This window comes from Halorubrum sp. F4 (assembly GCF_027257195.1).
In the GTDB taxonomy this organism is placed as follows: Archaea; Halobacteriota; Halobacteria; order Halobacteriales; family Haloferacaceae; genus Halorubrum.
Genome location: NZ_JAPDFS010000008.1, coordinates 1 through 24,455 on the forward strand (window position 1 = coordinate 1; position 24,455 = coordinate 24,455).

The following is a 24,455-nucleotide window of genomic DNA, read 5'->3' on the forward strand; positions in this document are numbered from 1 at the left end:
TCATCTCGTTCTTTGCGTTCTCTTCGCTCTTTGCGTTCATCTCGTTCTTTGCGTTCTTCTCGCTCTTTTTATTCTTTGAATTCTGTGAAGTTGTTTCGGGCATGGATTGTGAGGGCTGCTCTGATTGCGTGGTGTCAGGTGCTTCCTGATCATCCGTCTCGTCGACGTCGTCCGCCTGGTTATCACTGGGATCGTCGAACCGGCCGCGGAGCCGCTCGGAGAGGTCGTCCTTCTGGTCGTCGTCAGTCATCGGCCACCTCGTCGAGCGTCTCGGCGACGTCCTCGTACACCGCGCGCATGTCACACTCCTCCGCATCGTCGCCGAACAGCGACGCGCCGTTATTCAGGGTGCGCTTGATCGCAGCGCGCTTCCGGATCTCGAAAATCGGACAGCGCCCCTCGAATGTCTCACCGAACCAGTCGATGGCCTCTCGCTGCTCGTTGTCTAACGGGTAGTTGACGTTCGAGATGAGCACCGCCTGCTCGCGCAGCTGGACGTCGTAGTCGCGTTCGAGTGACTCGATCTGGTTGAGGAGGTGTTCGAGCGCGAGCATTGACGACTCCGCTGCCTCCACGGGGATGAGGAGGTTTCGACACGCCAGAAGGACATTATCGTTGATCGGGCCGAGCGACGGCGGGGCGTCGACGAAGACGTAGTCGTAGCCGCTGAGATCGTCGAAGACGTCCTCGAGGCGCTGGCGCGGCCGGCGGCCGCTCGCAATCAGGTTTTGCTCTAACTGGAACATGTCTACGTTCGACGGGAGCACGTCGAACTCTGCGTGCTCACAGATCACGTCGCTGGCGTCGTGCTCGTGCGGGCTGTTGAACAACGAGTATAGTGACGGCGGCTCCGCGGCGTACGCATCGCGGAAGCCGAGTGTGTTGGTCAGGTAGCCTTGTGGATCGGCGTCGACGGCGAGCACGTCGTACCCTCGGTCGGCGAGAGCCCCGGCGAGGTTAATCGTGTTCGTCGTCTTTGCGACACCCCCTTTCTGGTTCGCCACGGCGAATGACTTCATGGAACGATTTACGTTCCAAGCACGCAAAGATAAAAGCACGTCAGACGCCCATACTACCATCGAAGACGAGAGGTATAGGTGTCAACGATAACGTTAAGAAGCCAATCGGTAGAAGAGGTACGGCTAGGTGGAAGAGACAACTACTGACTACTTCCGCTGTACGACACGTCTTTATATGATGGACGCACCAAAATATACACGCATAGGGGTGGGTCCCAACGAAGTTGGGTGCCCACTTGCTTCTACTACCGGAGCAACTTCTCCAGCATGACGACGATCTCGACGCACATCTTCGTCATCGTCAGCTGCTCCAGTAGCGAGGGCGACTCTTCATCGTCATCTGATCCGGGTTGCTCATCCGGATCGCTGTTGCTGTCGCTCATCGTATGGGCGACACAGGGTATCTCACCGTGCATAGGGGTGGGCCCCCTGCGTCGCGTTTCAGTTGAAGACGAGGCGGGCCCTTGTAGGTTCGGATGTTTGGACCCGACCGGCGTCTACTTACCTGATTTCTGATATAACATCTTTAGCGGCCGATGGCTCCACCTTAGATGCTACACAAAACCGGACGGCTCTTAATTACATAAGCGTAGTCAGGCCGGGGTGAAACTGGTAGACCTCGGGCAAAACAATACTACGAAACCGGTACGCCACCAGAATCGAAGGGGGTCCACTCGACGGTTATCTTTGTAGAGGTTGATGAAATTCCCTCTCCTCTGCGGATGGCTGATCGCAGTTCTCAATCACAGGTTTCTCTACAACCTATCAGAATACGATAACTCGACAGAGGGACCAGTCCCACAAGCTTATGTCACCGTGGCCTCGGTAATTGCGTCCCCTGCCGGCACTGTCGTTAGCTGTTACTCTCGACGTCTTTGTAGACACGGGCAGTCCATTCGTTCATCTCAATAGCAAGTTGTATAGGCTAATCTGTACTTCGGATTTATAGATGGGTGCGCCGCTGCGCGACGTAAGGCTAGTCCGCAATGGCGAGAAGCAGCGCGCTCCGAATTTGATCGGTCTTGACGAGTCCTTCACAACGATTGGAGGAACACGATACACCATCGTGGTCGCTGTTCGTACCGCTCGAGAGAACGATATCTCCCTTCTTCGGGCTCTGATTGATCATGACCTCTACCCGTTTGAGCACAAGTCATCGTCACTGCTCCGTTACGGCGGTGTCTCCCCACAAGAGCGTGCTACACGGGTTCAAGGACTTATTGAGGATCTTCGATCTCTCCCGGTTTCTTGGAGCGCTATCCTTTGGGAAGGTCCGTATCGGGCTGCTGAACTCGCAACATGTGCGGTTACTGCTGCGAAAAAATCGATTACCAATCCATTGCAGACCGGAGATATCGCGCATGGATGTGGTCGGACAGCCTTTCTTCATGATGGTATCGAAGATTCTCACAGTAACTACTTCGAGCAACTGAAGCTACAGGTGCCCTCAGCATTCGACACTAGTTTCCAGCAGTCTATCTGCCCGGTCTTGCTGACATTCATGGAGAATGCTGATCGAACATATCCCGCGACGAATACTGCGGACTACATCGCTGGCCACATTGCCCACCAGCTGGAAAGCAGTCAATCTGACCTCCCGTCTCAAGTTCTTGAGTTCGACCCGTCATGGGTAGATCCAGCCCCCCAAGCAGAGGTCCCCTACCGACTCGACTCAGTGCGACCAATTCGCGAAGAAGGTGGTCGTTCCCGTGTACTCGCCTGGATTCTGGGAAAGGGCATTCCTAGAAACCCATCACCAATAAACAGAGACCCATTCCGAGACCATGTGGAACAAATTGCGGATGACGCTGTCCGATCGTATCTACTTGAGGAGTTCTAGATACAAAGACCGGATGTCGTCGGACCGTGAGCCACTACCTCACTATCCTAGCCGGGAGAGGCGGCGCGTTACGCTAACCCCCTCTCCCGCATCCTCACGTGTAGATACCCCGGTCTGAATAATAAGCATTGCGGCTTTGTTGAAACCATCAGCAGCTGATAGTTTACACTACCAATCGCTCAGTACAGCGGATCTAACCAGCGGATTCAATGTCAGTGATCTCGAACCGTGCGCCACCATCCGTTCCATCAGTCACGGACAATTCCCACCCGTGAGCTTCCACGATTCGTTTTACGATAGTCAACCCGAACCCAGTGCCACCACTAGCCGACGAATGGCCCGGTTCAAACACTTCTTCGCGCTTGTCTGCTGGGATTCCTGGCCCGTCGTCTTCGACGTATACCCCCTGTTCGCCGTGACGCCCAACACGAACGGTCACGTCAGACTCACCGTGTTCGACAGCGTTCCGGAACAGGTTCTCGAACACGTGTCGTAACCGGTCTGGGTCACCTTGGAACGTCATCTCGTCGACGATGTCGATGGTTGCGTCGCTCGTGTCTACTGTGGCCCAACACTTTCCGATGAGATCGGTCAAACTGATCGGCTCTGTTTCGCTTATTGTGTTTCCCTGACGTGCGAGAGTCAACGTATCCTCGACAATCGCTTCAATTCGATCTAGCGATCGCAAGAGGGGATCGAGATGTTTGCTTTCTGCTTGCTCGGCAAGGAGTGCCGCACGACCTTGTGCGACGTTGAGCGGGCTACGCAAGTCGTGAGAGATAACACTTGCAAACTCGTCAAGCCGGTCGTTCTGTTGTCGTAACTGTCGCTCTCGTTCAACGCGATCGGTGACATTCCGAGTGACCCCGATGAGGCGAGTTATTTCGTCACCGGTGACCACCGGCGCGAGCTTCGTCTGCCAGAAACGTGCCTCCTCATTGACCCGTAGCTCCTCTTGGTACGAAATTGGCTCACCAGCGCTGACACACCGGTGATAGTTTGCTTCGAGGTCTGCCCCTTGCTCGTCGCCGAATACGTTTCGCGGCGTCCGCCCTTGTACTTCTTCAGTCGTAATCCCTGTTTGCCGCTCATAAGACGGGCTGAGCCGTTCGAATTCGAATCGGACATCACCGTCCGACTGTTCGACATTTACGAGAAAGATCGCGTCCTCCACATTACCCAAGAGGGCTTCGTACTCCTCGGCGAGTTCCCGAATGTCGTTCTCGTACTCTTTTCGCTCGGTGATATCCCGGCTGCTGAGGAGAATCCCATCAATGAGGCCGTCGTCAAGTCGATTCCGCATCGTGGCTTCGATCCAGCGCCACGATCCGTCAGCGTGCTTGAATCTGACTTCGACGGTCTCTGGTTCTGACGGGTTCGACAGAACCGCTTCGACCGCCTCAGCGTTTCGCTCTCGATCGTCGGGATGGACGAATTCGTACCCTTCGTGACCGATCAGCTCGTCAGGATCGTAACCGAGAACGCGCGTGACGGCTGGACTGACGTAGGTGATCGTTCCATCGGTATCGGCGACTGTCGCAAGGTCGTTCACTTCCTCAACGAGTGTCCGATACCAGTCAGCCCCCCGTTTATTATCTCCGTTTGAAGTCGTACTGTCTCTCATTGGTGCTCATATGTCTTGTACATATAAAACAATCATAGCCCTCGATGGATAGTGTCGAATGTGGTTCGGTGAATCCGATGACAGCACGGGACCAGAACAACTGAACGAGCCGTAGTAAACGGTCAATTCGCAGTAACAGTCTACCGGCTGTTTCAGGCAAGAATATGTCCGAAGAAGAGGAATTCAACGAGCCTACAATCCCTATTAATTACCGGAGTGATCTGTACCTGAGTACAGCAGTTCAGTCACTCGCCGTGGTCAATATACCCGGCTTCCCATTCAGCCCGCGCTTCAATCTCTCTAGTGCCACGACGAGTAGTGCTGTATTCGTTGGTCCGTCGGTCGCGCTGGCTCTTCTCGATGAGTCCCTTCTCAACGAGCGTATCGAGATTTGGATAGAGCCGGCCATGATGAATCTCTTTTTCGTAGTAGTCCTCGAGCTCGTCCTTGATCGCGAGCCCGTGAGGGTCATCAAGTCCGGCAACTACGTATAGTAGGTCTCGCTGAAAGCCTGTGAGGTCATACATATCACAATTTACGTATCCGAGTTTTGAAATACTATTGATCTGGAGGCTGCGTGTCATAGAATCCGTCTCACACCCCTCTACGCAGTGATTTTGGCTACTTCACCTCACGCTTGAGTCGGTGAAGCACCGTTCTCTCGTCTCTATAGCCGGGGTACCGTGGAGTGGATGCTACAGCAGAGACCGGATCTCGGTGGAGAGCGTTTTGAGGTCTGCTGTCGCGAGCTTGTCGGTTGCGATGAGCCGAAGTCGGGGACGGCCGATGTCTACTGGGACTTTCTCAGTCTCGATGAGGTCAGCGTCTTCGAGTGTTGATTTGGCTCGTGAGAAGGTTGCTTTCGAAGCGATCTCTGTATCTTCGCCCCACTTTGAGATGTCGTAGAGGAGGACCTCGTTGCGGGCTGCGAGGATGAGCATAACCTTGACGATGCTGAGGTATTCGTTGCTGTTGGAAATGTCTTCAGCGTGTGCGAGGACCTCGTCGAACTCGTCTGCGACATCGTCGCCGATCTCCTCTCGGAGCGTCTGTTTCACTACTGAGAGGGCAGGTGTCCGGAGGTGATACTGCTCGGCAGCCTCGAATCGGGAGTCGAACTCACCGTAGACTGATGAGACCAGCTCGGGGTCTGAGCTCGAAATACTGTGCTTGTCCATCACGGGAACTACAGCCTCAGACTCGGTTGTGAAGATGGTATTCTGGACTGGCTCCGTGAGTGTTCGGAGGCTGAGTTGCTCCCGGTGGATGAGTTCGGCTATCTTTGAGGCCGTGAGGAAGCTGTAGAGGGCGTCTTTGATTTCATCTGAGTCTGCGAGCAGCCGGACCTTGGACTGGTCCTCAACCGTTACTGCTTCCTCTGCGAAGGCTGCGATTTGTTCAGAGCGGGGATTGATATACAGTGCTGGCTCGTCTCGTTCGGGCATCATCTGAGTGGAAATGTGTTGTCTGGCCATGTTCTGTAACTTTTCCGATATGTACTTAATAGACATGGTATCTGAGGATTGGACTACCTCGCCAGTTACGGGAGAGAGCTGACTTTCCCGTTTCAAGTACACTCATAGGAAGCAGATTGTTGGTCGCAGTAGTGAACCTCGATCCGGGGTAGTAGAATCCGTGATTCGCCTACCGATACGGCCCGATCCGTCCCCAAACTACGCCCTAGGTACACTATTCTACATGGTTTTTTGTAGGCACAACCGGTAGAGCCTACTATGCGCCTCGACGACTACCCGGAGCGCGAAGATGCGAAGCGTGTCTGGCTCAACCAGACCGAAGCGAACGACGAGGTCGGAGCTCTAATTGATGAGGCGCAGTCTCCGCAACAGGAGATCGCCTTTCGACTCGGAGCGCAGGCCGGCCTCCGGCGCGAGGAAATCGCGAGCGTCACCGCGAACGACTTCACTCACGCCCCCGACGGGTTCCTGCGCGTCTGGAATGACTACGCGAAGCGCGGGAAGTACCGCGAGACACCGATTCCAGAGGAACTCGCCAGCTCAGTCCGAACGATCTCCTACGACCGCGATCCCGATGAACCGATTATCGATGTCGAGCCGAATTCGATCTACCGGTGGGTGAAGCGTGCCGCCGAGCGGCAGTACGCCGAGACCGGCGACGAGGGATGGACCTACCTCGATGTACACGACCTCCGACGTACCTGGGGAGGGCATTTACTCTGGGACTGCGGCGTTCTCCCGGCCGTCGTGATGAGTTGGGGCGGCTGGGAAGACTGGCCTACCTTCCGAGACAGCTACCTCGGCGAGATGAGTCCGGCAGCTGCCGAGAGAGAACGCGAGAAGCTCTCGTTCGTCTCAGGGGTGGCTAACTCACAGGCTGACGCAGGACCAGTATTTGAGCCGACAGTCCGAACTCAATCTCCGTACTAGGCTATAGGTTCAAAGCCAGTACAGGTGGTCGCGTTCTCCCCCGATTTTAATCTCATTAGCTTCGCGTGCGATTCGGCGCAAATACTTTTGCACTGTCTTGTGCGATACTCCAGTGATTTCAGCTATCTCTTTCCTGGCAGCATTGTAATCATGACCAGTGCTATTGTAATATTGATAGTGGGCCATGTACTCGTACGTCGTTATCGCTGCTTTCCCATTGATTGCTATCTCCAATGGAACCAGTTGTCGATCATCTACGAGACCAATATTCCCATATAGCGCTCTGAGACCGGCATAAATGCTTGCTGGCGTCCTCTTTTCAAATTCAATCATCTCGTCATTAGAGGTCAGTACACCGTACTGTTCTCCGGTATACACCAGTGCGCATTCACCCTCTTTTCCATCGTACATATGGTAGACACGGTCAAATTGGTCGTACCGTTCGTTCATGATTTAACAATCTAAGAGAGCGTTTATATAATTCACAGATTGTGAGGGTCCGGAACAGTTTTTCCTGATGCTGCGCTTCGTTCGTTTGCCTGGTTCAACAGGCGTCGACCCGCCAGAGCCCACATCCACTAGCAAATGTGTGTGATGGCGGGACACCAATTAGACAAATCTATGTCCACGCCAGACTCCCCGCGCTCGGATGAGCGCAGTGACCCAAGCGGACAGTCGCCAATATTACCGCTCGAATCGGCCGCCGATGTCGGTCGAGCGAATTACGCACGAGTTGAGTTCGATCAGCATATTAGTGAGATGCTGACCGAACATGCGCGCCAACGATCGCCACAGGATTGCTCTGATCGATCCTATCGGAATCACCTCCTTGGCATCGCTAGCGAGGTGGCAGTTGCCACGTGGCGGAATGGTACAGTTGATCTCCAGATATATCCGGACTATTGCGGTGACGATGGTGTTGATGTCATCGCACCAGCAAAGTGGGGAGATGGTACAGACACCTTTCAGGTAAAAGCGACGCGAGATCTGCGTTCACCTGAACAGTCGGTAAGGGCTGAAGAACTCGATAAGGCGAATTACTTTGTGCTCTGCGCAACAAACGCCCCAGCTCGATACGTCGAAATCGTTGGCTACACTTCTGAACGTATCTTGCGGAACATCGGCACGGGATACACGCGAGATGGGTATCTACTGTCGGCTGAGTACCTAAACCCGGTAAGACCGACTCATTACACCCCGAGCAAGGTACGGGAAGTAATGTACAGCCAGTAGCAGTCTCGTGCGAAGCCCAGTAGGATCTAATCGGCGAAAAGAACGGGGTCTCTGGCACAAACGGCCAGAGCCCACATCCACTAGCAACTGGATGTTATAGCCCACTATAATTAAATCATCGCCGATGTCGATATCTTGATGCCCGAGTCACTTCTCAAACAGTCTGAGGATAGACATACTAGGGCGTAGGCCTTCAAATGAGCAATTTCTAGGCATAAATCAGCTGTTCAGATAACTCCGGTTTTCTGGACGGGGAATTCGCCACGTGGCGAGGAGTAACCGGTATTCGCCCGACCGGTATCGTCGGCGCTACGTGCCAAGCCACGCCCAGAAGAGTCAGCGAGTGACAAGAACGGTGCCTTACTGAATCGGATTCAAGTGTGAATATCGAGCTTCTCCTCTAATTCCCCTACAGCTTCCAATATATTGTCACGTATTTCCTGAATCTCTTCGATGTCGTTTAGATGTCTTGAATGCTCGCTTAGGCTGCGGCACTCGTTGGCTACTTGATCGAGCGCATCTACAACATCTTGATCCACCCCAGCTAATTGCTCCCCGGAAGACGCATGCTGCGATATTTGAGTTTCTTGAAGCGATATCTTACTCGAAAGCTTTGAAAAATTCCGACCCGGTACGTCGGCTTGGTCCCATTGTAGCTGCCAGATTCGGCGTATCTGAGCCGCATATGCCGCTGATTGATCGTACCAATCATCGATCTCTTGAGACTCCTCCACGGAAAGTTCTCGACGGATCTGAAATTCGGTGACAATCAAAGAGCCGACGACAGATAGCCCAACAGAAGCTCCAACAGTCGCCCAGTCTACCATGATTTTACTTTAATTCCTTAATATCAGACATATCTACTTCGATAGGGACCTGTTCGTTACAGTTTTGACATACGCCTGCTGCTCGGATATTCCCGTGTTCCGTCCACGATTCGATGTCAAGCACATCGTTCCCACACTCCGGGCATTCAAAATGGCCTGCCTGCGCTTCTGTCTCAAGTGCTTTGTTGAATCCGATGATGGCGCGGGGATCACTGTTTGAGAGCCTGCTCAAGGTTGTAAACTGCGGCGGTCAACACGAGCTCGCGGAATTCGCGGTACCATGCGCGAGGGTGGACAGCGGGGCCGAACCGACGCTTGATGGCCGAAAAGACAGTCTCGGCCATCCAGCGTTGACCGTATAATTCGCTGTCCAACCGTGCGTTGTGCGCGTGATCGTAGGCAGCGAACAGCCGATGACGCAGCAAGGGCCGGACGCCCTCTGATCGGAGGGCGTCCCGGAGAGATTGATCGTCATAGCCCTTGTCGCCGGCGAGACTCTCGATTTTCTCGGTGTTGCGAAGGGCAACTCGACGGCCAGTCTGGGTGTCGTGAGGCCAGTGTGCCGAACAGTGAATGTCGAGGACGGCACACGAGTCTGTATCGACAAGGGCCGTCGTTTTCAGCGTGCGTATGTGGCGATCCGAGCGGTGTTGGTAGTGTCTCGATGCCGTTTCGCGGTCGAAGAACGTGGCATCGATGGCTCCATGCGAGCCCGGATCGCACTGTTGAGCAGTCGCTTGAAGCAAGCCGCGCCACACGGACATGGGCACCCTCTCAAACGACCGGTACAGCGTTGAGGGTGCGGGAAATGCCGTCCGTGACAGCTGTAACAACCCGCGAATACGATCCATTTCACTCGCCCAATCCACGATTTCACGGTACGTCGCATCCATGTGAACCCGCAAAAAGTGGAGCGTGACATGCTTCCAGCCGGGAAATCCGTTGCCAGTCGGATCACTCACCGCCGTTGGACTGGCGGCACAGCGCTTTTGAGCCAGCGACGCGGCTTGCTTAACGAAGCGGAAGAGTAGGTTGGTCACATTCGACTCTTCCGCTTCGCTTCCACCTTTACAGCGACGCTATTCCGCCGCCTTCTGCGGATTCAACAGAGCAGTCTCAAGGTATTCCTGTACCTTCTTTTCCGCTGCCTCAGCGATTGCCCGGTTGAAGTCGCCTTCATCAAATTCAAGATCGATATTGATGTCCATACCCTAACATGAAACTGTCGACGGATAAGGGTGTCCCGCACTATTCTGCGCGGATCGGGTAATGAGAGCGACGGTGCCTTCGTTTGTGTTCGGATTGTAGCGGCACGTCGTCGTCGCGCAGCGTCTCGATGTCCGCGTCGGACAGGAACGGAATCCGGTCTCGCTGTAGTCTTTCGTCGACGAGCCCGCCGACTCAAGATCGTCCCGTTTGGAGAGATATCAATCCGCGATGTGCTCGATCTCGTCGATAATCGAAAGTATCTCTTGGTCGGTCTTTTCGCTGATATCGACTGCAACCTCAAGCGTGACATTCTCTGAGCGTAGCTTCGCGAGGAGAGACGCCGTTTCGTTCTCGGGGGATTCCGTTACTGGTTCGTCTGTGTGCTCGTCGTCTCCGTCCTGCTCTGGCTCTTCAGTAGGTTCCGCAGTTGGTTCCTCTGAGTCTGAGTCGTGTTCGCCTGGCTCCTCAATTACTTCTGTAGGCTCCGGGAGTTCGTACGAGTCCACCAACGAGGAGGCGAAGGTGTCGAATTTAGAATTTATTACGAGGCGTGTTGGATATCCGCGACGACCCACCGTCCGTGTGCCCAGTCCAGCGGCCTCGGCTGTTTTCAATAGCAGGTTGATCTCTCGATTCTGAACAGGGTGAGCAAAATATGTACTCACCGCGTCGGAAAGGTCGTCGATTGTGATCCATCGCTCTCCGTCCGATTCCTCGAATTTCTCTTCTTGCACAATCGATAGGAAACCGTTGCGATACGGCGCATACATCTCAATTGCGCGTTTGAACGCATTCTGAACGCCCGATTCCTCCATCGAATCCGCATAGCGTAGCGCGTGGCCAAGATCACCCAGCTTAACCTGCGGCGATTGCTGACTCTCGTCGACGTACTCGAGGAACCCCAGAAGCTCTCCGTAATCACAGGCTGCTGCTATCTGTCGCCTATCAAAATCCGTCTGGTCATAGAGCTCGCTGCGTTCCACCGCCTCATCTCCAAGTAAGCGACACGTCTCGTAGAGTGCCTCCGGTTTCGCCCGTGATGGGAGGGTGTTGGTCGACATATCTGACTAAGTGTCGACAATTCTGATAATAGTTTCCCTACATAGTCGTCTCCGCGCGTCATACTTGCTTATGCGGCGTCCGGTGGGTAACCGAAAATTCGTTCCTGACTCCTTCCCAACAATATATGTAGCCGGTCGCCGTGGCACGGATCATGCCCTCGGATTTCTTGGACTCACGTCAAGGTCGCCACTGGAGCTACGATCGGGATGGTGGCGATTTTGAGTTCTACCAAGGAAACGGATCAAGTGCTCTTGAGATCGTCGTCGTCGATCACGGTGAGCGACCCACCAAAGAGTTCCTCCAGAAGACGTACGCAGACCGGCGCGGCGGGCGAGTAAACCCGATCCTCGTCGTTGCCCTCTACGACGACCACGCCGGACTGTGCGGGCCGAGTGGCGAAGAGCCACCGGTCTACCGAGACGTCGACCGTGGCCAAGCGGACCGCGTCTGTGACACCGCCCTCAACGAGCCCGACCGGCACGCAGCTCAGCGATTCCTTACTGAGACGCTCCCGCAGCTCGACGAAGAGCTTACTGGGCTTCGCAATCAGGGGCTCCTCTCGACGCACGAGCTCAAGGTCGGTGTTCCCAGACGCGACGACTGGGAAGACGCGACCGAACAAGCTCATCAGGCTATCGACGACGACCCGCGTGAGCTGATCAAGGGACTCAACTACGAGATCGACCAGCTCACTGACCAAAGTTACGTGCTGAAGGACACGAGTGACGGCCACGAGCGCGCTGTTGCGATGTTCCTCCAAGAAGACGAGTCGTTCGATCACGCGCAGGAACGGTTCGTGGGCCAGTCTCCGGTGGCCTATGCGCTCAACGAGGCCGACAAGCGGAACCTCGAATACGTCATCGGAAGCAGCGGCGACACGCTCCGGCTGTACACGACCAATCCCGACGCCGGATTCGGCTCCCGTGGTCGGACGGACACCTACGTCGAGGTGAACACCAGTCTGCTTGCAGACGAAAAGTCGGCATATCTGTGGCTACTCTTCTCTGCGAACGCGCTCCGCGAAGATGGGACACTCCACGACATTATGGAGCGGTCGAAGGACTACGCCGCCGCGCTCGGCGAGCGACTTCGCGAGCGGATCTACGACGACGTCGTCCCGGACCTCGCGGAAGCGATCGCCCGCGCCCGAGACATCGACGACCCGACGAAAGAGCAGCTGGACGAGACCTACGAGATGACACTCGTGTTGCTCTACCGGCTGCTGTTCATCGCCTACGCCGAAGATGAGGAGTTCCTCCCCCGTCGGCGTAACGAACGGTACGACCGGGATTCACTGAAGCAGAAGGCCCACGATCTCCACGACTTCGTTGAGGGTGACGGGAGCTTCGACGCCGCGTTCTACGACCACTGGGACGATGTGATGCGCCTCTCGCGGGCCATCCACCGCGGTCACGACGAGCTGGGGCTTCCGGCCTACGAAGGCCGTCTGCTCTCCGAGGACGAGGATATCTCCGAGGCGGGCGCGAAGCTGGCGGACATTCGACTTAACAACGCTGAGTTCGGTCCGGTCCTGGCGAAACTGCTAATCGACGAGACGGGCGACGGATATGAGGGGCCGGTCGACTTCCGGAATATCGGCGTCCGCGAGTTCGGTGTGATCTACGAGGGGCTGTTGGAGTCCGAGCTATCGCTGGCGGAACAGCCGCTTACTGTTGACAACGAGGGACACTACGTCCCGGTCGACTTGGACGGACAGCAGACGCTCGGTGAGGAAGAACGCGAGGCGATCATCGTCGACGAGGGTGAGATATATCTTCACGGCCAGTCCGGCGAGCGGAAGGCGACGGGGACGTACTACACGAAATCCCGATTCGTCGAGCATCTTCTGGACCACTCCTTGGAGCCTGCGCTGGACGATCACCTCGAACGGATCGACCGGCTCCGCGAAGAGGAAGGCGAGCACGCAGCCGCGGACGCGTTCTTCGATCTTCGCGTCTCCGACATCGCGATGGGGTCGGGGCACTTCCTCGTCGGCGCTGTCGACCGGATCGAGTCGCGCCTGTACGCGTACCTGACCGAGAACCCACTGTCGCCTGTCGAGGACGAACTCGATAATCTGGAGGATGCGGCACTGGAGGCCTTCGAAGGCGAGGAGTACGCGCCGCCGGTCGAACGCGGTCAACTGCTTCGCCGTCAGGTGGCTCGTCGCTGTATCTATGGTGTCGACATTAATCAGCTATCGACTGAACTCGCTCGGTTGTCGATCTGGGTTCATACGTTCGTTCCCGGACTTCCGCTCACGTTCCTCGACTACAACCTCGTGACTGGCGATTCGCTGGCGGGGATCGGAACACTGGACGAGGTTACAGAGATACTTGATGTCGAGCAGTCGTCGTTGGGGATGTTTGCCGGCGGTCAGAGCGTAATGAAGGAGATCCGTGAGGACATCGACCAACTGGGTAACTTTGCAGACGCCAGTGCTGAGCAAGTACAGGAGGCTCGTAAGACTCGCACAGAGATCGAAGAAAAAATTGAGCAGGTTCGGGCACGATTTGACGTTCTCGCTGCGTCGCGTATCGATGAAGATATTGACACAGATCCGGTATCCGACACGGATATAGACATCACCCAAGAAGATTGCTATGAGAAGGCACAGCAGGTCTTGAGGTCTACTCGTCCACTTCATTTCCCTGCGGCATTCCCAGAGGTATTTGATGGCGACAGGTCTGGTTTCGACGTTATTGTCGGCAATCCACCGTGGGAGGAGGCAACTCTGGAAGAAGACGAGTTTTGGATGCGGTACGAACCTGGACTGATGGGGAAGACGCAAAATGAACAGGAGCAGCTAAAAGAACGATTGCGTGAGGAGCGACCGGATCTCGTTGAAAAATACGAACGGGAACTTGAGGCTCAGAATAAAGTTCGTGAAATCTTGAAGAACGGCCCCTATCCGGGTATGGGAACCGGCGATCCAGACATGTACAAGGCATTTTACTGGCGATTTTGGAGGCTTATCAACCGTGGCGGTGAAGTAGGCGTCGTCTTACCGCGTAGTGCATTCATTGCAGCCGGTTCAGAGGAATTTCGCCGTACCTTGCTTAATGAAGGCAGAGTAAGAGATCTTACCTTCCTGAAAAACAAAGACGGGTGGGTTTTCGACAATATGGAACCCCGATATACAATCGCTTTACTCGGGTTCACAAGAGACGAACCTGATGCCGAGACCAAGTTGCCACTTCGGGGTCCGTATCCTGATCCGAAGAGCTATGCGGAGGGCCTCGAACGTGGACCAGCATATTTCGATCTGGAACGCGCGCGGAATTGGACAGGAAGTGCTGCGTTCCCTCTTTTACCTCCTGAACCAGCATCAATAGAGGTATTCAAGCAGCTGTCAACGCATCCACCACTTGATTATGATGAACCAGATGAGTGGCGTGCGCGGCCCAACACCGAGCTTCACGGAACGAATGATAAAAAGAAAGATGATGGGACTCGCTTGATGCATTTTACGGAAGACCCGCCAGACGGCTTCTGGCCAGTCTTCAAAGGCGCTTCATTTGCTCCATCTGATGAAGTTAGCTGGATCAACGATACAGGAGTTCGGTACGCTTGGGGAGATCCGGATGTCTTGGTTCCCTTCTTGGATGACCGTCGTGAGAGTAAAGGTCAACATTGGGCATCCGCCTTCTATGAAATGTCGGAGGAATGGCTAACAGAGCGAGACACACTACCTTGTTTGAACCCGCGAGTTGCTTTCCGTGATGTCACTAATCGGACAAATCAGAGAACAGTTCGAACAGCTCTGGTACCTCCAAAAGTATTCTTAGCAAATACTGCGCCCTATTTCCTCTGGCCACGCGGAGATGAAAAAGATGAAGCGTATCTACTTGGTATTCTCGCTTCCATCCCGTTAGATTGGTACGCCCGTCGCTTTGTCGAGACCCACGTTAACTATCATATACTGAATTCGTTCCCAATCCCGCGACCCGGTGATGATTCGAGACTTAGAAACCGTGTTATCGAACTCTCCGGAAGATTAGCAGCTAAGGAGGACTGCTATGCTGATTGGGCCGACGCAGTTGGCGTGGATTATGGCCCGATCAATGAAAATGACGAATTAGAGAAAATCTATGAACTTGACGCTGTCGTCGCACATCTCTACGGACTCTCTCGCGAAGACGTCGAAGTCATATTTGAGACGTTCCACACCGGCTGGAACTACGAGGAACGATTAGACCGCGTCCTTGACTACTACACGAGCTGGGCCGACAAGCTTGACCTCGACCATGCCGACCGCGAGGAGGGACGACAGGCGGGGACACGAAGCGATGACTGAACAACCGCAATTTGTTGACAACCGCGACGGGAATACGCTCTCGACGGCGATCAACGCTTACCTCGAAGATCTCGACGAGACGCTCGCCGACGACCCCGACCTTGACGTCGTTACGGGCTACTTCAACCCCCGCGGATACTTCTCGGTCTCCGATGGCCTCGATCATGTCGACCAGGTCCGGTTACTCGTCGGTGCCCAGCCAAGCAACGAAGGGACAGAACGCTGGCGGCAACCCGGAGAGCCACGAGACGAGCAGTACAACCAGAAGCAAATCAACGAGTCCCTCCAAAGCCTCGATCACAACCTCAAGCGGGACCGCGACCTGCTCGGATTCTCTCGCGAGGTCGACGACAACCTCCAAGAGCTGGTCGACTTCCTCCGGAGCGACAGCGTCGAAGTCCGCCGTCACGAGAGCCGGTTCATCCACGGGAAGGCGTATCTCTTCTCGGACCACCAGGGCGTAATCGCCGGTTCGTCAAACTTCACCGGCGCAGGCCTGAACTCGAATCTGGAGCTCAACATCGGCGCGTACGATCCCCGCGTCACAGGCGAGGTCCAAGACTGGTTTGACGACCTCTGGGCCGAAAGCGAGGAGTTCGATCTCGCCGCGCTGTACGAGGAACGCTTCGAGCCCTACGATCCGTATCTCATCTATCTGCGCGTACTCTGGGAGCGGTATGGTGACGAACTGGAGGAAGAGGAAGACGAAGAAGGCGGCATCAATCTCACGAACTTCCAGCAGGACGCCGTCCGTCGGGCGAGCGGATTCCTTGACAAACACGGCGGAGTCATCGTCGCCGACGAGGTCGGGCTCGGGAAGACCTACATCGCGGGTGAGCTCCTTCGTCAGTACGTTCAACAGAACCGCCAGCGGGCGTTAGTGGTGGCACCAGCCTACCTCCGTGACGGGATGTGGACCCAGAAGGAATCGGAGTGGGGCGTCCAGTTCGAGACGGTATCGTACGCGCAACTCCGCCGCGATCGACAACTCGGCGGCGACCTCAACGTGTTGAACCTCGAGGTCGACAAGTACCAATTAGTCGTCATCGACGAGGCCCACGCGTTCCGCAACCCCGGAACCCAGCAGTCCCACGCACTCCGGACGCTCCTGCGTGGAGATCCGCCGAAAGACGTGGTGATGCTCACGGCGACCCCCGTGAATAACTCGCTGTGGGACCTGTACTATCTGCTCAACTACTTCATCAAGAACGACGCCGCCTTCGCCAATGAGGGCATCCGGTCGCTCCGCGAGCGGTTCAAGACGGCGCAGTCGGAGGACCCCTCGGACCTCAGCCCCGACATGCTGTTCGACGTCCTCGACGAGACGACTGTTCGGCGGACTCGGCGGTTCATCAAGAATCATTACGAGAATGCTACGATGCCCGACGGCGAGGGCGGCTCGGTTCGGATCAACTTCCCCGACCCCAACCCCAAGCGAGTCGATTACACGTTCTCCGATACGTTCGGGGACGCATACTTCGAGGACGTTGCCCGTGGGCTGGCCGCAGGAGACCGTGACGAGTCCGAGCTAACGTTGGCCCGGTATCGGCCGTCGTACTACCTCGAAGGCGAGGAAGACGCCTCAGAGCTTTCACTCGTCGGCCTACTCCGGACGGGTCTGCTCAAGCGGTTCGAGTCGTCGAGCCATGCCTTCGCCAATACACTCGACCGAATGGTACGGCAAAATCGCGCCGCTCTCCGGCTCATGGAGGAGGGCCGCTTCCCCGATCCCGATGCGATTGACGAGTGGGTGGAGATGGACAGCGACGAGGCGTTCGATGAGACGCTCGGTGACGCTTCGGACGGCCACATCCCGCTTAGTGCCGCCGATGTCGACCCTGGACAACTCCGAGCCGACCTCGAAACCGATGTCGAGATTCTCGAACGGTGGCGCGACGGCGCAGCCGAGGTCGAACGCAATGATGACGAGAAGCTCCACGCTCTCCGGGATGCGCTTCAGGAGGTCGTCTCAGAGGCACGTGCTGACGCGCAGTCGGAGGAAGTATCCGACGAAGAAGTCGAGGCGGCTTTCCGTCGCAACCGGAAGGTGCTGCTGTTCTCGTACTACGAGGACACCGTCGACTGGATCTACGAGTATTTGGAGGAGGCCGTTGCGGATGACGAAGAGCTATCCTGTTACGAGGGCCGGATCGCGGCCGTTAGTGGCGACGGATCGAAGTACGGCGTGACACGGGAGAAGGCGGTTCATGGCTTCGCGCCGAACTCGGGTGACGCTCCGCCGGATGCGACTGACGAGTTCGACATCCTGATCTCGACGGACGTGCTCGCCCAGGGTGTCAACCTCCAAGAGGCGCGAACGGTGATCAACTACGACCTTCCGTGGAACCCGATGCGTGTCGTCCAGCGGAATGGTCGTATCGACCGCGTGAACTCGCCCCACTCGAAGATTTTCCCGATCACGTTCTTCCCAGAGGATCGCCTCGACGACCTCCTCGAACTCGAACACCGCGTCCGCCAGAAGCTCACGCAGGCCGCCCGGTCGATTGGCGTGAGCGGCGGCGTCATCCCAGACATGGAGTCATTGAACCAGAACTTCGCGGAGCGAGTCGAAGATATCGGTTCGATTCAGGAGGAGGACAAGGACTTCTACGAGGAAGGCGGCGGAACTGCGGCCGCCTACTCCGGCGAGGAGTACCGTCAGGAACTCCGCAAGGGGATGGAGACGCGCGAAGACCAGGTCACGTCCCTTCCGTGGGCGGCTGGCTCCGGTTTTGTAGGCGACACGCCAGGGTACTTCTTCTGCGCACGGATCGGCGAGGAGGTATTCATGCGGTTCCTCCCCGAAGAGTCAGACGAGGACGACGAGGAGATCGTCCAGGACACCCTCACTTGTCTCAAGCGGATCGAGTGCACTGAGGAGACGGAGCGGACGCTCCCGGAGTCAATGCGCGACCGCGTGTACGATGTGTGGGAGACGGCCCGTTCGGACATCTATACGCAGTGGCAAGAACAGACCGACCCGTTGAACGTACAGCCTGACATCCGACGGCTGTTCCGCGAGGTTGCCCAGCACCTGCGGGAGAACTGGCCAGACGATATGACCCAAGACGAGCTTCAGGAGACTGTCGAGGCCGTCGAGGCTCCGTGGGGTCGCAGGTACGAACGTGAGCTCCGGGAGATATATGAGGATGAATCGCTCACCCCGATCGAAAGATCCCGGAAGCTCGTCGAGAAAGTCGAAGATCTCGGTCTCCAGCCGTTCGAAGCGCCTGATCCACTTCCACGGATTCAGGAAGAGGAGGTTAAGCTGATCTGCTGGATGGTCGTCGCGCCCGAAGAGGATGAAGAGGAAGAGAGTCGGCCTCAGCTTATGTCTCAAGTGACGTTCAGTACATAGGAGGGTATTCGGTTCATCCGATCTTTAGGGTAGAGCCTGCTAAATCCCCAGTGTGTGAAGAGTATGAACCTGAAACGGTGGAGTAACTCGTCCCATAGGAAATCTCATAAATCCAATAGTTTCGAATGAACTAGTCGCAGCCTACGGATTTGACTGGTCGTGACTATTGCGCTAATCCCGGCCACTCGGTAGCACGATAGACCTGCAACGGACGTTTTTCGCTTTCATTCACACAACGTTCGAGATCAACCCCTTATGTAACAATTCGATGACCAGAGAACGGAGAGTGTCACATAAGAACGCTTCATGGAATGGTTCACAAGGCACTGTTTTCATCTCTCTATCGGTGAATCAGCCGTGAGAATGAGCGTGCGTACTGAACACGCTTCGAGAGAGGGATCTGTGCGATAGTTGGCTTGTCTGTGTTTTCCAGTAGTTCTATCATTGTTGGGTGGAAAATGACGGGCAGGTAATGAGACGGCGGACATTCCTCCGAATCGGCATCACTGTGGGACTCTTGGGTGGGCTGACTAGCTGTGATAGTGACTCCAGCAACGAATTGACGACGAGTCCATCTTTGAACATCTTGACGAGAGTGGCTGGTCGATACCCGAACTGATGGCGCAGCATCCCCGTTTCAAGGACCTCGAAGTCTCTTGTGGTCACATTCAAGAGCGGTGTCAGATGTTTGTAGACATTGATTTGGCCTATCGAGAGCATCACGACATATACGAGATTACGATGTGGGGGCCACTATATTTGGAGAGTGAGATAGAAGCCGAGAATCAGCTGAGGCCGCGGTCCAGTAGGATTTATAATGAATTTGAATAGTATTTCTGCGTCCGACTATCTCACATTTGGTCGGCCAGTAGAATTTGTGCTTGTACTTGTAGCACAGGTGTTCACGATACTATTCGCTATTATTCCGAGCGCACCACCAGTCGTCCAACTCCCAGGATCGAAAGAGATGGTGATGTGGAGCTTGGGAGGGGCTATTCTTCTCCTATTCGGAGGGTTATTTTACACAACCGGGTGGGTAAGTAGGCAAACCTACTCAATTACTTTCCAGAAAACCCGCCACCAACTAATTTCATTCTTAGCATACGCAACTCTCGGTATATCTGCTGTCCTATTTGCGTACGTGATGTTCATTCTCCCGTATCCAAATAGCTCTCTCGGGGTTGTGGATATTGGAGCAGGTCTGGTTTACTCAGCCATATTTGCTGAATCGATTTTAGTGCTGCTCGGAGGGCGGATTTGGCGTACGACAGATACCGAATCGCTCAGGCTGGATATCAAAGAGTTTGTTCAGGCCTTGCACTCATTTAGAGACGATCCCGTTTCTTCTACAGATCGTGTTGAGCTGATTTCTACGCGGGGGGAAAGAATAGTTGACCGTTTAGCGGAATCAAAATTCAAAGAATCTCAAGACCTGTCTCAGGAACTTGAAGAATGGCTGTCTGATTTCGACGAAGCCTCTACTTTGCCTATTCACGAGGATATTGCTACTGCTGAGTCCATATCTGAAATCACCAAGAATTTATGTAGTCTTGTTCCCGACTTGGAAAGTAATGGATGATAGTGTCCTCGTAGAAAAATATCCCCGAGGCGAGGATCTCGATGAACACACGGAGGGTATTGCTATTCTGTGTGAGTCAGGAGCTAATTGCTTCCAGGAACCGGTTACCTCAGTTCTTGAGTCTGCATTCACTGATACGCAAGGATACGGAGATTCAATCAGTGCTTCACCTAACGAAGATGCTATTGATTATCTACGGACGTCCTGCCCCGAAAACGGCGGGAGCCGCGAAGAGCAGGTTAACGCACAAAAGTATCTGCTTAGCCACAGCCTGTGGCTGTTGAGCCATGAGACAATTCTAGAAGATGATCTGCGACTTTCCCTGAATCTGCAGATTCGATTACTTCCCCGACAGGCCTGTGTTCTCAGTTGGGTCAATCCGTCGGAAGACCAAGAAGCAATTAAGCGCGAAATAAAAAGCATTTATCCAGACGCAGTAGTAGCAACCTCTCTAGGAGATCTAAAACAGAGTGTGCAGTCCTATCTGGGTTGGCAGGTGAACCCCAATGGCAGCGCTCAGACTGTTATTGAGTGGAGTCATGAAGCCGCAGAGGCAATAGATGTGATTGGATGATATGAGCGTGGAATGGCTTGCGGTCCGTAGGGTTGGTGAGTGGGCGGGTCTTCGAGAAGAATCTTTAGAAGATTATCTATCGCTCATCGATCCGATTCATGAGAATGCGATTGAGAACCCAAACTCTCCAGTGAATGGAGTGGACGATAGCCAGTCTAATTACTTTGACTTATTGAATACGTATGTATTCTCTTCTGTCGAAGTGGTTGGGTTGCTTAAAGAAAGAGGGGTTGATCAAGAAATCGTAGCTAAATTCGAGAAGGGGAATGTCCCAATACAGGAAGCATTTAACCAGTACTCTGTGGTGGATTACGGCCTTGATGAGCTCGTTGACCTCATTATGCTCATAAAATTCTTCGACCAGTACCAAGACCGGACTGGGGAAAGTGCGGTTCAGCCTCTTGAGAAGGTACACACGTTAATTTATTTGGTGAATCACAGGTTATCCGAAGAAGACAGTAATTCGACCACCTCTCTCGGGTTTGGGATGCTGGAAAGGACGGGGTTCAGATACACATTCAGGAAGAGAGAGGGGTTTGTTTGGTCGGATAGTCTCCAACGAGATATTGACCGCTTGGTCGCTTGGAGTGTTCTTGACAAAGAAATCGTGGAGGACCCGCAGCAAGAGTGGGATCTTTCATACGCCGTTTCGGCAGGTAAGGCAGCAGAGATGTTCCTCGTAAGGTTCAGAAGTGAGCTTGACAGCTTTGATAGCCTGCTCCTGAACGAATGGGAGTTCAAGCAAAATGACGTTCTACGAGATTTAGCAGACTCCTCCAAGGTTGGCCTTACCGACCATCTGAAAACAATCTCGAAGTTTGCTGATTGCCCCGAAGGCCGAATTGTGCTCAACGGCCGAGCGAAGCGTTTCGAAAACAAGGACGACAACACAGAGATTGCCATCAATGCCTGAAATTCCACCCGTATTCAACGAGGTTGCAGAGAAAATTGACCGTGAGACAGAGTTCACCGAGGAACAGCAGGAACGCTTCAAGAGCTATTTTTTGGAGCATTATGGCGGGGTATCCTTTTCTACCCAAGATGTCCGCCTTGACGGGATCTCCGCGGAAAGCTTCCGAGTCTTGAGTCAGGTGGATGTTGATTTCGACCGTCAGGACACAATACTCTATGGACAGAACTCAAAGGGTAAAACTAGCTTAGTCAAATCTCTATTGTACAATATTGCTGGTCTCCCCGAAAATCCATCAGCCTACGACATGACGAATCTCATTAAATCTGATAGGTCAAACCTGAGTACAAAAGGCTATTGGACAATCGATGACTCGCCATACAGTCTTGAAAGAACTCTTAGACAGAGTGGCCAAGGAAGTTCGCTAAGCGGTGATGATGAACCATATCTCTTAGAGGGACATTCAAAAGAACCAACGATCTCGACGGAATTTACAGATCCGTCGGATGTACTTGAGAAATTTGGGCTGCAACAACTTCGGCTGAGGGGTCACGACCCTTACGAGGTATTATCACTGTTTTTCTTGATGTCCGAGGATTTCACGCGATTCCTTGGAGAAAAGCACTCTGACTTGCTTGACTTGCTTTTCGGAATAAACATAACAACAGTAGTTCAGGCTGTAGAGGCTGAGATTGAAGAACTTGAACTACAGGACGAAGAAGAGAAATCAGCTCAGAAGCTTCGGGAGTATCAGGCTGAGAGAGATAATTTAGAGGATGAAAAGACAAATATTGAACAAAAGAAGTCACAACTGACGAATAAACTCACGGGAAAACAGGAGCGGCTTGAATCTATTGAAGATGCTCTATCGGGGAAAAATGAGTTGGACAGTCTCCGACAGCGCAAGAACGAATTAGAGAGTCGTAGAGCAGATGCGAAAGTAAAACGAAGTGATGTTGTCGAAGAACTTGGCAGTGCTCGGCGTACTATTAAGCGATATGAAGACACAGAGTTGTTGGATGATGTTGAGGATATTGGCGAAGAACTCCAGAACTTTCTGACTATCCCTGACCGTTGTCCAATTTGCACTAACCGCGTTGATCAGGAACAGCGAGAGCGCCTTCTGGAAGAGCATGACTGTCCTCTCTGTGCTAAGAAGATGCCTGATGATCGGTATCGAACTGAAGTAGAGAATCTTGATTCAGACAAGGTCTCCGACACGACTTCCAAGAAGCACACTGAGGAACTAAAAGAACTCCGTGAGAAAGAGCAAGAGCTTGAGGGTCAGAAAGCCCGCTTAGACCAAAAGATATCATCTATCGAATCTGAGATAGAGAGGGTTACAAAGGATATTGAGGACCATGACTTGGCCGAGTTAGCTGACGAGCAAGATATTTTACGCCGCGAAGTACAGGATTTACGCGACTCAGCAGTTGAAACCGAAGTAAAACTTGGTTCTGTCAAAGATAGATTAGAAATATTGGAATTCGAAATAAAGGCACAAAAGCATCTCAAAGCGAAAGCCAAGGAAAAGGTGGCACGGAAAGATGCCGTCAAGCGCTTCAACGATATCATATCAGAAGCGCGAGATTCCCAGAGACAGGAAATTAAGAGAAAAATTGCTAGCCAAATTCAAGAGTTGTTTGATCACTTTGAGGAGGGCAGTCTAAAGAACGCACACAACGTCGAGTTCAAGTCGGGGGGCTCGTATCACTTCGAAATCAAAACCAACGATCAAATTTTGGACTCCTATATAGCAGACGAAAGTACCGCGGAAATAAATCTACACGCTCTTCTCTTCCACACGGCGGTACTCAAGCTACTGAGCGAATCTGTCAATAGTCCGCCGTTACGACTTTTCATTATTGATTCTCCATTCGATAATGAGGTGGACGAGCAGAACGCGAATGACATTTCTAATTATCTTAGCCATCTACCAGAAATTCTCCCAGAATATCAAATTGTAATTGCTTCGGCAGACACAGACACGTTCAATCCCACAGAATATGAGGACTCTTTTGAGATGAAAGAGTTTGAGGGTTCGACGGCATAGTAAGAACCCATCCCCGAGAACCGATCTCACGGCCCACAGGACCTTTCGATTGACCGCAGAACGCGGGCTATTTCTGTACGCGGGGAAACCGTATTCGTCGATGCGGACAACCTGTCACGCACCGCGGTTGAACGCTTGACACGTGGGATTTCTCCCCAATCTCCAACGGTTTGCTGCCACTAGATTTACGCTCCCAACGAGACCATCCCTCGGTGTTATTGCGCCAATTTATACGCTAATAGCTGGACCAATTTTAGATCAACGGAGCTGTTGCTTTCGTTTTCGATGCCAAACTGTTAGAAGTAGTCAGTTGTTCTGGAGAACAGAGTGACCGACAACAGTCACTCGGTCGCTTTGAGGAGCACCGAGCGATATTGATCCGAGTGTGGGAACACTTCCGAACTGATGACTACGGCATAGGTGCCGACGTGACCGTAGCGGGCCTCGCAGCGGGCTCTCCACAGC

19 protein-coding genes are annotated in these 24,455 nt (G+C 53.8%); 8 read left to right on the forward strand and 11 right to left on the reverse strand.

Translation table 11 applies throughout. The features are described from left to right. The 3 genes from OKW78_RS14230 to OKW78_RS14240 form a co-directional block, all read right to left on the reverse strand. On the reverse strand, positions 1 to 250 hold a 250-nt coding region (locus tag OKW78_RS14230), incomplete at its 3' end, for a hypothetical protein (RefSeq protein WP_281195725.1). Next, entirely contained in the window at positions 243 to 1,019 is a 777-nt protein-coding gene (locus OKW78_RS14235) for a ParA family protein (RefSeq protein WP_281195727.1), read from the reverse strand. The genes OKW78_RS14230 and OKW78_RS14235, both read right to left, overlap by 8 nt. Before the next feature lie 245 nt (positions 1,020 to 1,264). Beyond that, positions 1,265 to 1,402, reverse strand: a complete 138-nt coding sequence (locus tag OKW78_RS14240; RefSeq protein WP_281195728.1) for a hypothetical protein — start codon at positions 1,400 to 1,402, stop codon at positions 1,265 to 1,267. 566 nt (positions 1,403 to 1,968) lie between these two features. On the opposite strand from OKW78_RS14240, the gene OKW78_RS14245 reads away from it, so the two are divergent. Beyond that, a complete protein-coding gene (locus OKW78_RS14245) occupies positions 1,969 to 2,859 on the forward strand; it encodes a hypothetical protein (RefSeq protein ID WP_281195729.1) in 891 nt (296 codons plus the stop codon). 193 nt (positions 2,860 to 3,052) lie between these two features. Here OKW78_RS14245 and OKW78_RS14250 read toward each other — a convergent pair whose 3' ends face one another. The 3 genes from OKW78_RS14250 to OKW78_RS14260 all read right to left on the reverse strand — a co-directional run bounded on the left by OKW78_RS14250 (position 3,053) and on the right by OKW78_RS14260 (position 5,928). Beyond that, a complete protein-coding gene (locus OKW78_RS14250; protein ID WP_281195730.1) occupies positions 3,053 to 4,483 on the reverse strand; it encodes a PAS domain S-box protein in 1,431 nt (476 codons plus the stop codon). Between the two features lie 245 nt (positions 4,484 to 4,728). Next, positions 4,729 to 5,010, reverse strand: coding sequence for a helix-turn-helix transcriptional regulator (locus OKW78_RS14255; RefSeq protein WP_281195732.1), 282 nt, complete (start codon positions 5,008 to 5,010; stop codon positions 4,729 to 4,731). 168 nt (positions 5,011 to 5,178) lie between these two features. Beyond that, complete coding sequence (locus OKW78_RS14260) at positions 5,179 to 5,928, reverse strand: DUF5821 family protein (RefSeq protein WP_281195733.1); 750 nt, start codon at positions 5,926 to 5,928, stop codon at positions 5,179 to 5,181. A gap of 288 nt (positions 5,929 to 6,216) precedes the next feature. On the opposite strand from OKW78_RS14260, the gene OKW78_RS14265 reads away from it, so the two are divergent. After that, positions 6,217 to 6,888, forward strand: a complete 672-nt coding sequence (locus OKW78_RS14265) for a site-specific integrase (RefSeq protein ID WP_281195734.1) — start codon at positions 6,217 to 6,219, stop codon at positions 6,886 to 6,888. A gap of 9 nt (positions 6,889 to 6,897) precedes the next feature. Here the strand turns inward: OKW78_RS14265 and OKW78_RS14270 are convergent, their stop codons facing one another. From OKW78_RS14270 to OKW78_RS14290, 5 genes are all read right to left on the reverse strand, one after another. Continuing rightward, positions 6,898 to 7,338, reverse strand: a complete 441-nt coding sequence (locus OKW78_RS14270) for a hypothetical protein (protein WP_281195735.1) — start codon at positions 7,336 to 7,338, stop codon at positions 6,898 to 6,900. A gap of 1,157 nt (positions 7,339 to 8,495) precedes the next feature. Then, positions 8,496 to 8,948, reverse strand: a complete 453-nt coding sequence (locus OKW78_RS14275) for a hypothetical protein (RefSeq protein WP_281195736.1) — start codon at positions 8,946 to 8,948, stop codon at positions 8,496 to 8,498. 209 nt (positions 8,949 to 9,157) lie between these two features. Further along, entirely contained in the window at positions 9,158 to 9,988 is an 831-nt protein-coding gene (locus OKW78_RS14280; RefSeq protein WP_281195737.1) for an IS5 family transposase, read from the reverse strand. Between the two features lie 39 nt (positions 9,989 to 10,027). Continuing rightward, complete coding sequence (locus tag OKW78_RS14285; protein WP_281195738.1) at positions 10,028 to 10,156, reverse strand: hypothetical protein; 129 nt, start codon at positions 10,154 to 10,156, stop codon at positions 10,028 to 10,030. A 219-nt stretch (positions 10,157 to 10,375) separates the two neighbouring features. After that, positions 10,376 to 11,218, reverse strand: coding sequence for a hypothetical protein (locus tag OKW78_RS14290; RefSeq protein WP_281195739.1), 843 nt, complete (start codon positions 11,216 to 11,218; stop codon positions 10,376 to 10,378). Positions 11,219 to 11,370: 152 nt separating this feature from the next. Here OKW78_RS14290 and OKW78_RS14295 point away from each other — a divergent pair, with 152 nt between their 5' ends. From OKW78_RS14295 to OKW78_RS14320, 6 genes are all read left to right on the forward strand, one after another. After that, complete coding sequence (locus OKW78_RS14295; protein ID WP_281195740.1) at positions 11,371 to 15,516, forward strand: hypothetical protein; 4,146 nt, start codon at positions 11,371 to 11,373, stop codon at positions 15,514 to 15,516. Then, positions 15,509 to 18,874, forward strand: coding sequence for a helicase-related protein (locus OKW78_RS14300; RefSeq protein WP_281195741.1), 3,366 nt, complete (start codon positions 15,509 to 15,511; stop codon positions 18,872 to 18,874). Before OKW78_RS14295 ends, OKW78_RS14300 begins: the two co-directional genes overlap by 8 nt. A gap of 1,144 nt (positions 18,875 to 20,018) precedes the next feature. Further along, complete coding sequence (locus tag OKW78_RS14305) at positions 20,019 to 20,453, forward strand: hypothetical protein (protein ID WP_281195742.1); 435 nt, start codon at positions 20,019 to 20,021, stop codon at positions 20,451 to 20,453. Further along, positions 20,446 to 21,027, forward strand: a complete 582-nt coding sequence (locus OKW78_RS14310; RefSeq protein ID WP_281195743.1) for a hypothetical protein — start codon at positions 20,446 to 20,448, stop codon at positions 21,025 to 21,027. The genes OKW78_RS14305 and OKW78_RS14310 overlap by 8 nt, the downstream gene beginning before the upstream one ends. Before the next feature lies 1 nt (position 21,028). Beyond that, the gene (locus tag OKW78_RS14315; RefSeq protein ID WP_281195744.1) at positions 21,029 to 21,940 is read left to right on the forward strand and encodes a hypothetical protein; all 912 of its coding nucleotides are present in this window, start codon (positions 21,029 to 21,031) and stop codon (positions 21,938 to 21,940) included. Continuing rightward, a complete protein-coding gene (locus OKW78_RS14320) occupies positions 21,933 to 23,990 on the forward strand; it encodes an AAA family ATPase (RefSeq protein WP_281195745.1) in 2,058 nt (685 codons plus the stop codon). Before OKW78_RS14315 ends, OKW78_RS14320 begins: the two co-directional genes overlap by 8 nt. Positions 23,991 to 24,455 lie beyond the last annotated feature (465 nt).

Excerpts from the sequence above, each read along its gene's own strand:
- OKW78_RS14290 (WP_281195739.1), bottom strand. The coding sequence starts at position 11,218 with ATGTCGACCAACACCCTCCCATCACGGGCGAAACCGGAGGCACTCTAC.
- OKW78_RS14240 (WP_281195728.1), bottom strand. The coding sequence starts at position 1,402 with ATGAGCGACAGCAACAGCGATCCGGATGAGCAACCCGGATCAGATGAC.
- OKW78_RS14285 (WP_281195738.1), bottom strand. The coding sequence starts at position 10,156 with ATGGACATCAATATCGATCTTGAATTTGATGAAGGCGACTTCAACCGG.
- OKW78_RS14270 (WP_281195735.1), bottom strand. The coding sequence starts at position 7,338 with ATGAACGAACGGTACGACCAATTTGACCGTGTCTACCATATGTACGAT.
- OKW78_RS14305 (WP_281195742.1), top strand. The coding sequence starts at position 20,019 with ATGTTCATTCTCCCGTATCCAAATAGCTCTCTCGGGGTTGTGGATATT.
- OKW78_RS14320 (WP_281195745.1), top strand. The coding sequence starts at position 21,933 with ATGCCTGAAATTCCACCCGTATTCAACGAGGTTGCAGAGAAAATTGAC.
- OKW78_RS14295 (WP_281195740.1), top strand. The coding sequence starts at position 11,371 with ATGCCCTCGGATTTCTTGGACTCACGTCAAGGTCGCCACTGGAGCTAC.
- OKW78_RS14300 (WP_281195741.1), top strand. The coding sequence starts at position 15,509 with ATGACTGAACAACCGCAATTTGTTGACAACCGCGACGGGAATACGCTC.
- OKW78_RS14265 (WP_281195734.1), top strand. The coding sequence starts at position 6,217 with ATGCGCCTCGACGACTACCCGGAGCGCGAAGATGCGAAGCGTGTCTGG.
- OKW78_RS14250 (WP_281195730.1), bottom strand. The coding sequence starts at position 4,483 with ATGAGAGACAGTACGACTTCAAACGGAGATAATAAACGGGGGGCTGAC.
- OKW78_RS14310 (WP_281195743.1), top strand. The coding sequence starts at position 20,446 with ATGGATGATAGTGTCCTCGTAGAAAAATATCCCCGAGGCGAGGATCTC.
- OKW78_RS14260 (WP_281195733.1), bottom strand. The coding sequence starts at position 5,928 with ATGCCCGAACGAGACGAGCCAGCACTGTATATCAATCCCCGCTCTGAA.
- OKW78_RS14315 (WP_281195744.1), top strand. The coding sequence starts at position 21,029 with ATGAGCGTGGAATGGCTTGCGGTCCGTAGGGTTGGTGAGTGGGCGGGT.
- OKW78_RS14235 (WP_281195727.1), bottom strand. The coding sequence starts at position 1,019 with ATGAAGTCATTCGCCGTGGCGAACCAGAAAGGGGGTGTCGCAAAGACG.
- OKW78_RS14255 (WP_281195732.1), bottom strand. The coding sequence starts at position 5,010 with ATGTATGACCTCACAGGCTTTCAGCGAGACCTACTATACGTAGTTGCC.
- OKW78_RS14275 (WP_281195736.1), bottom strand. The coding sequence starts at position 8,948 with ATGGTAGACTGGGCGACTGTTGGAGCTTCTGTTGGGCTATCTGTCGTC.
- OKW78_RS14245 (WP_281195729.1), top strand. The coding sequence starts at position 1,969 with ATGGGTGCGCCGCTGCGCGACGTAAGGCTAGTCCGCAATGGCGAGAAG.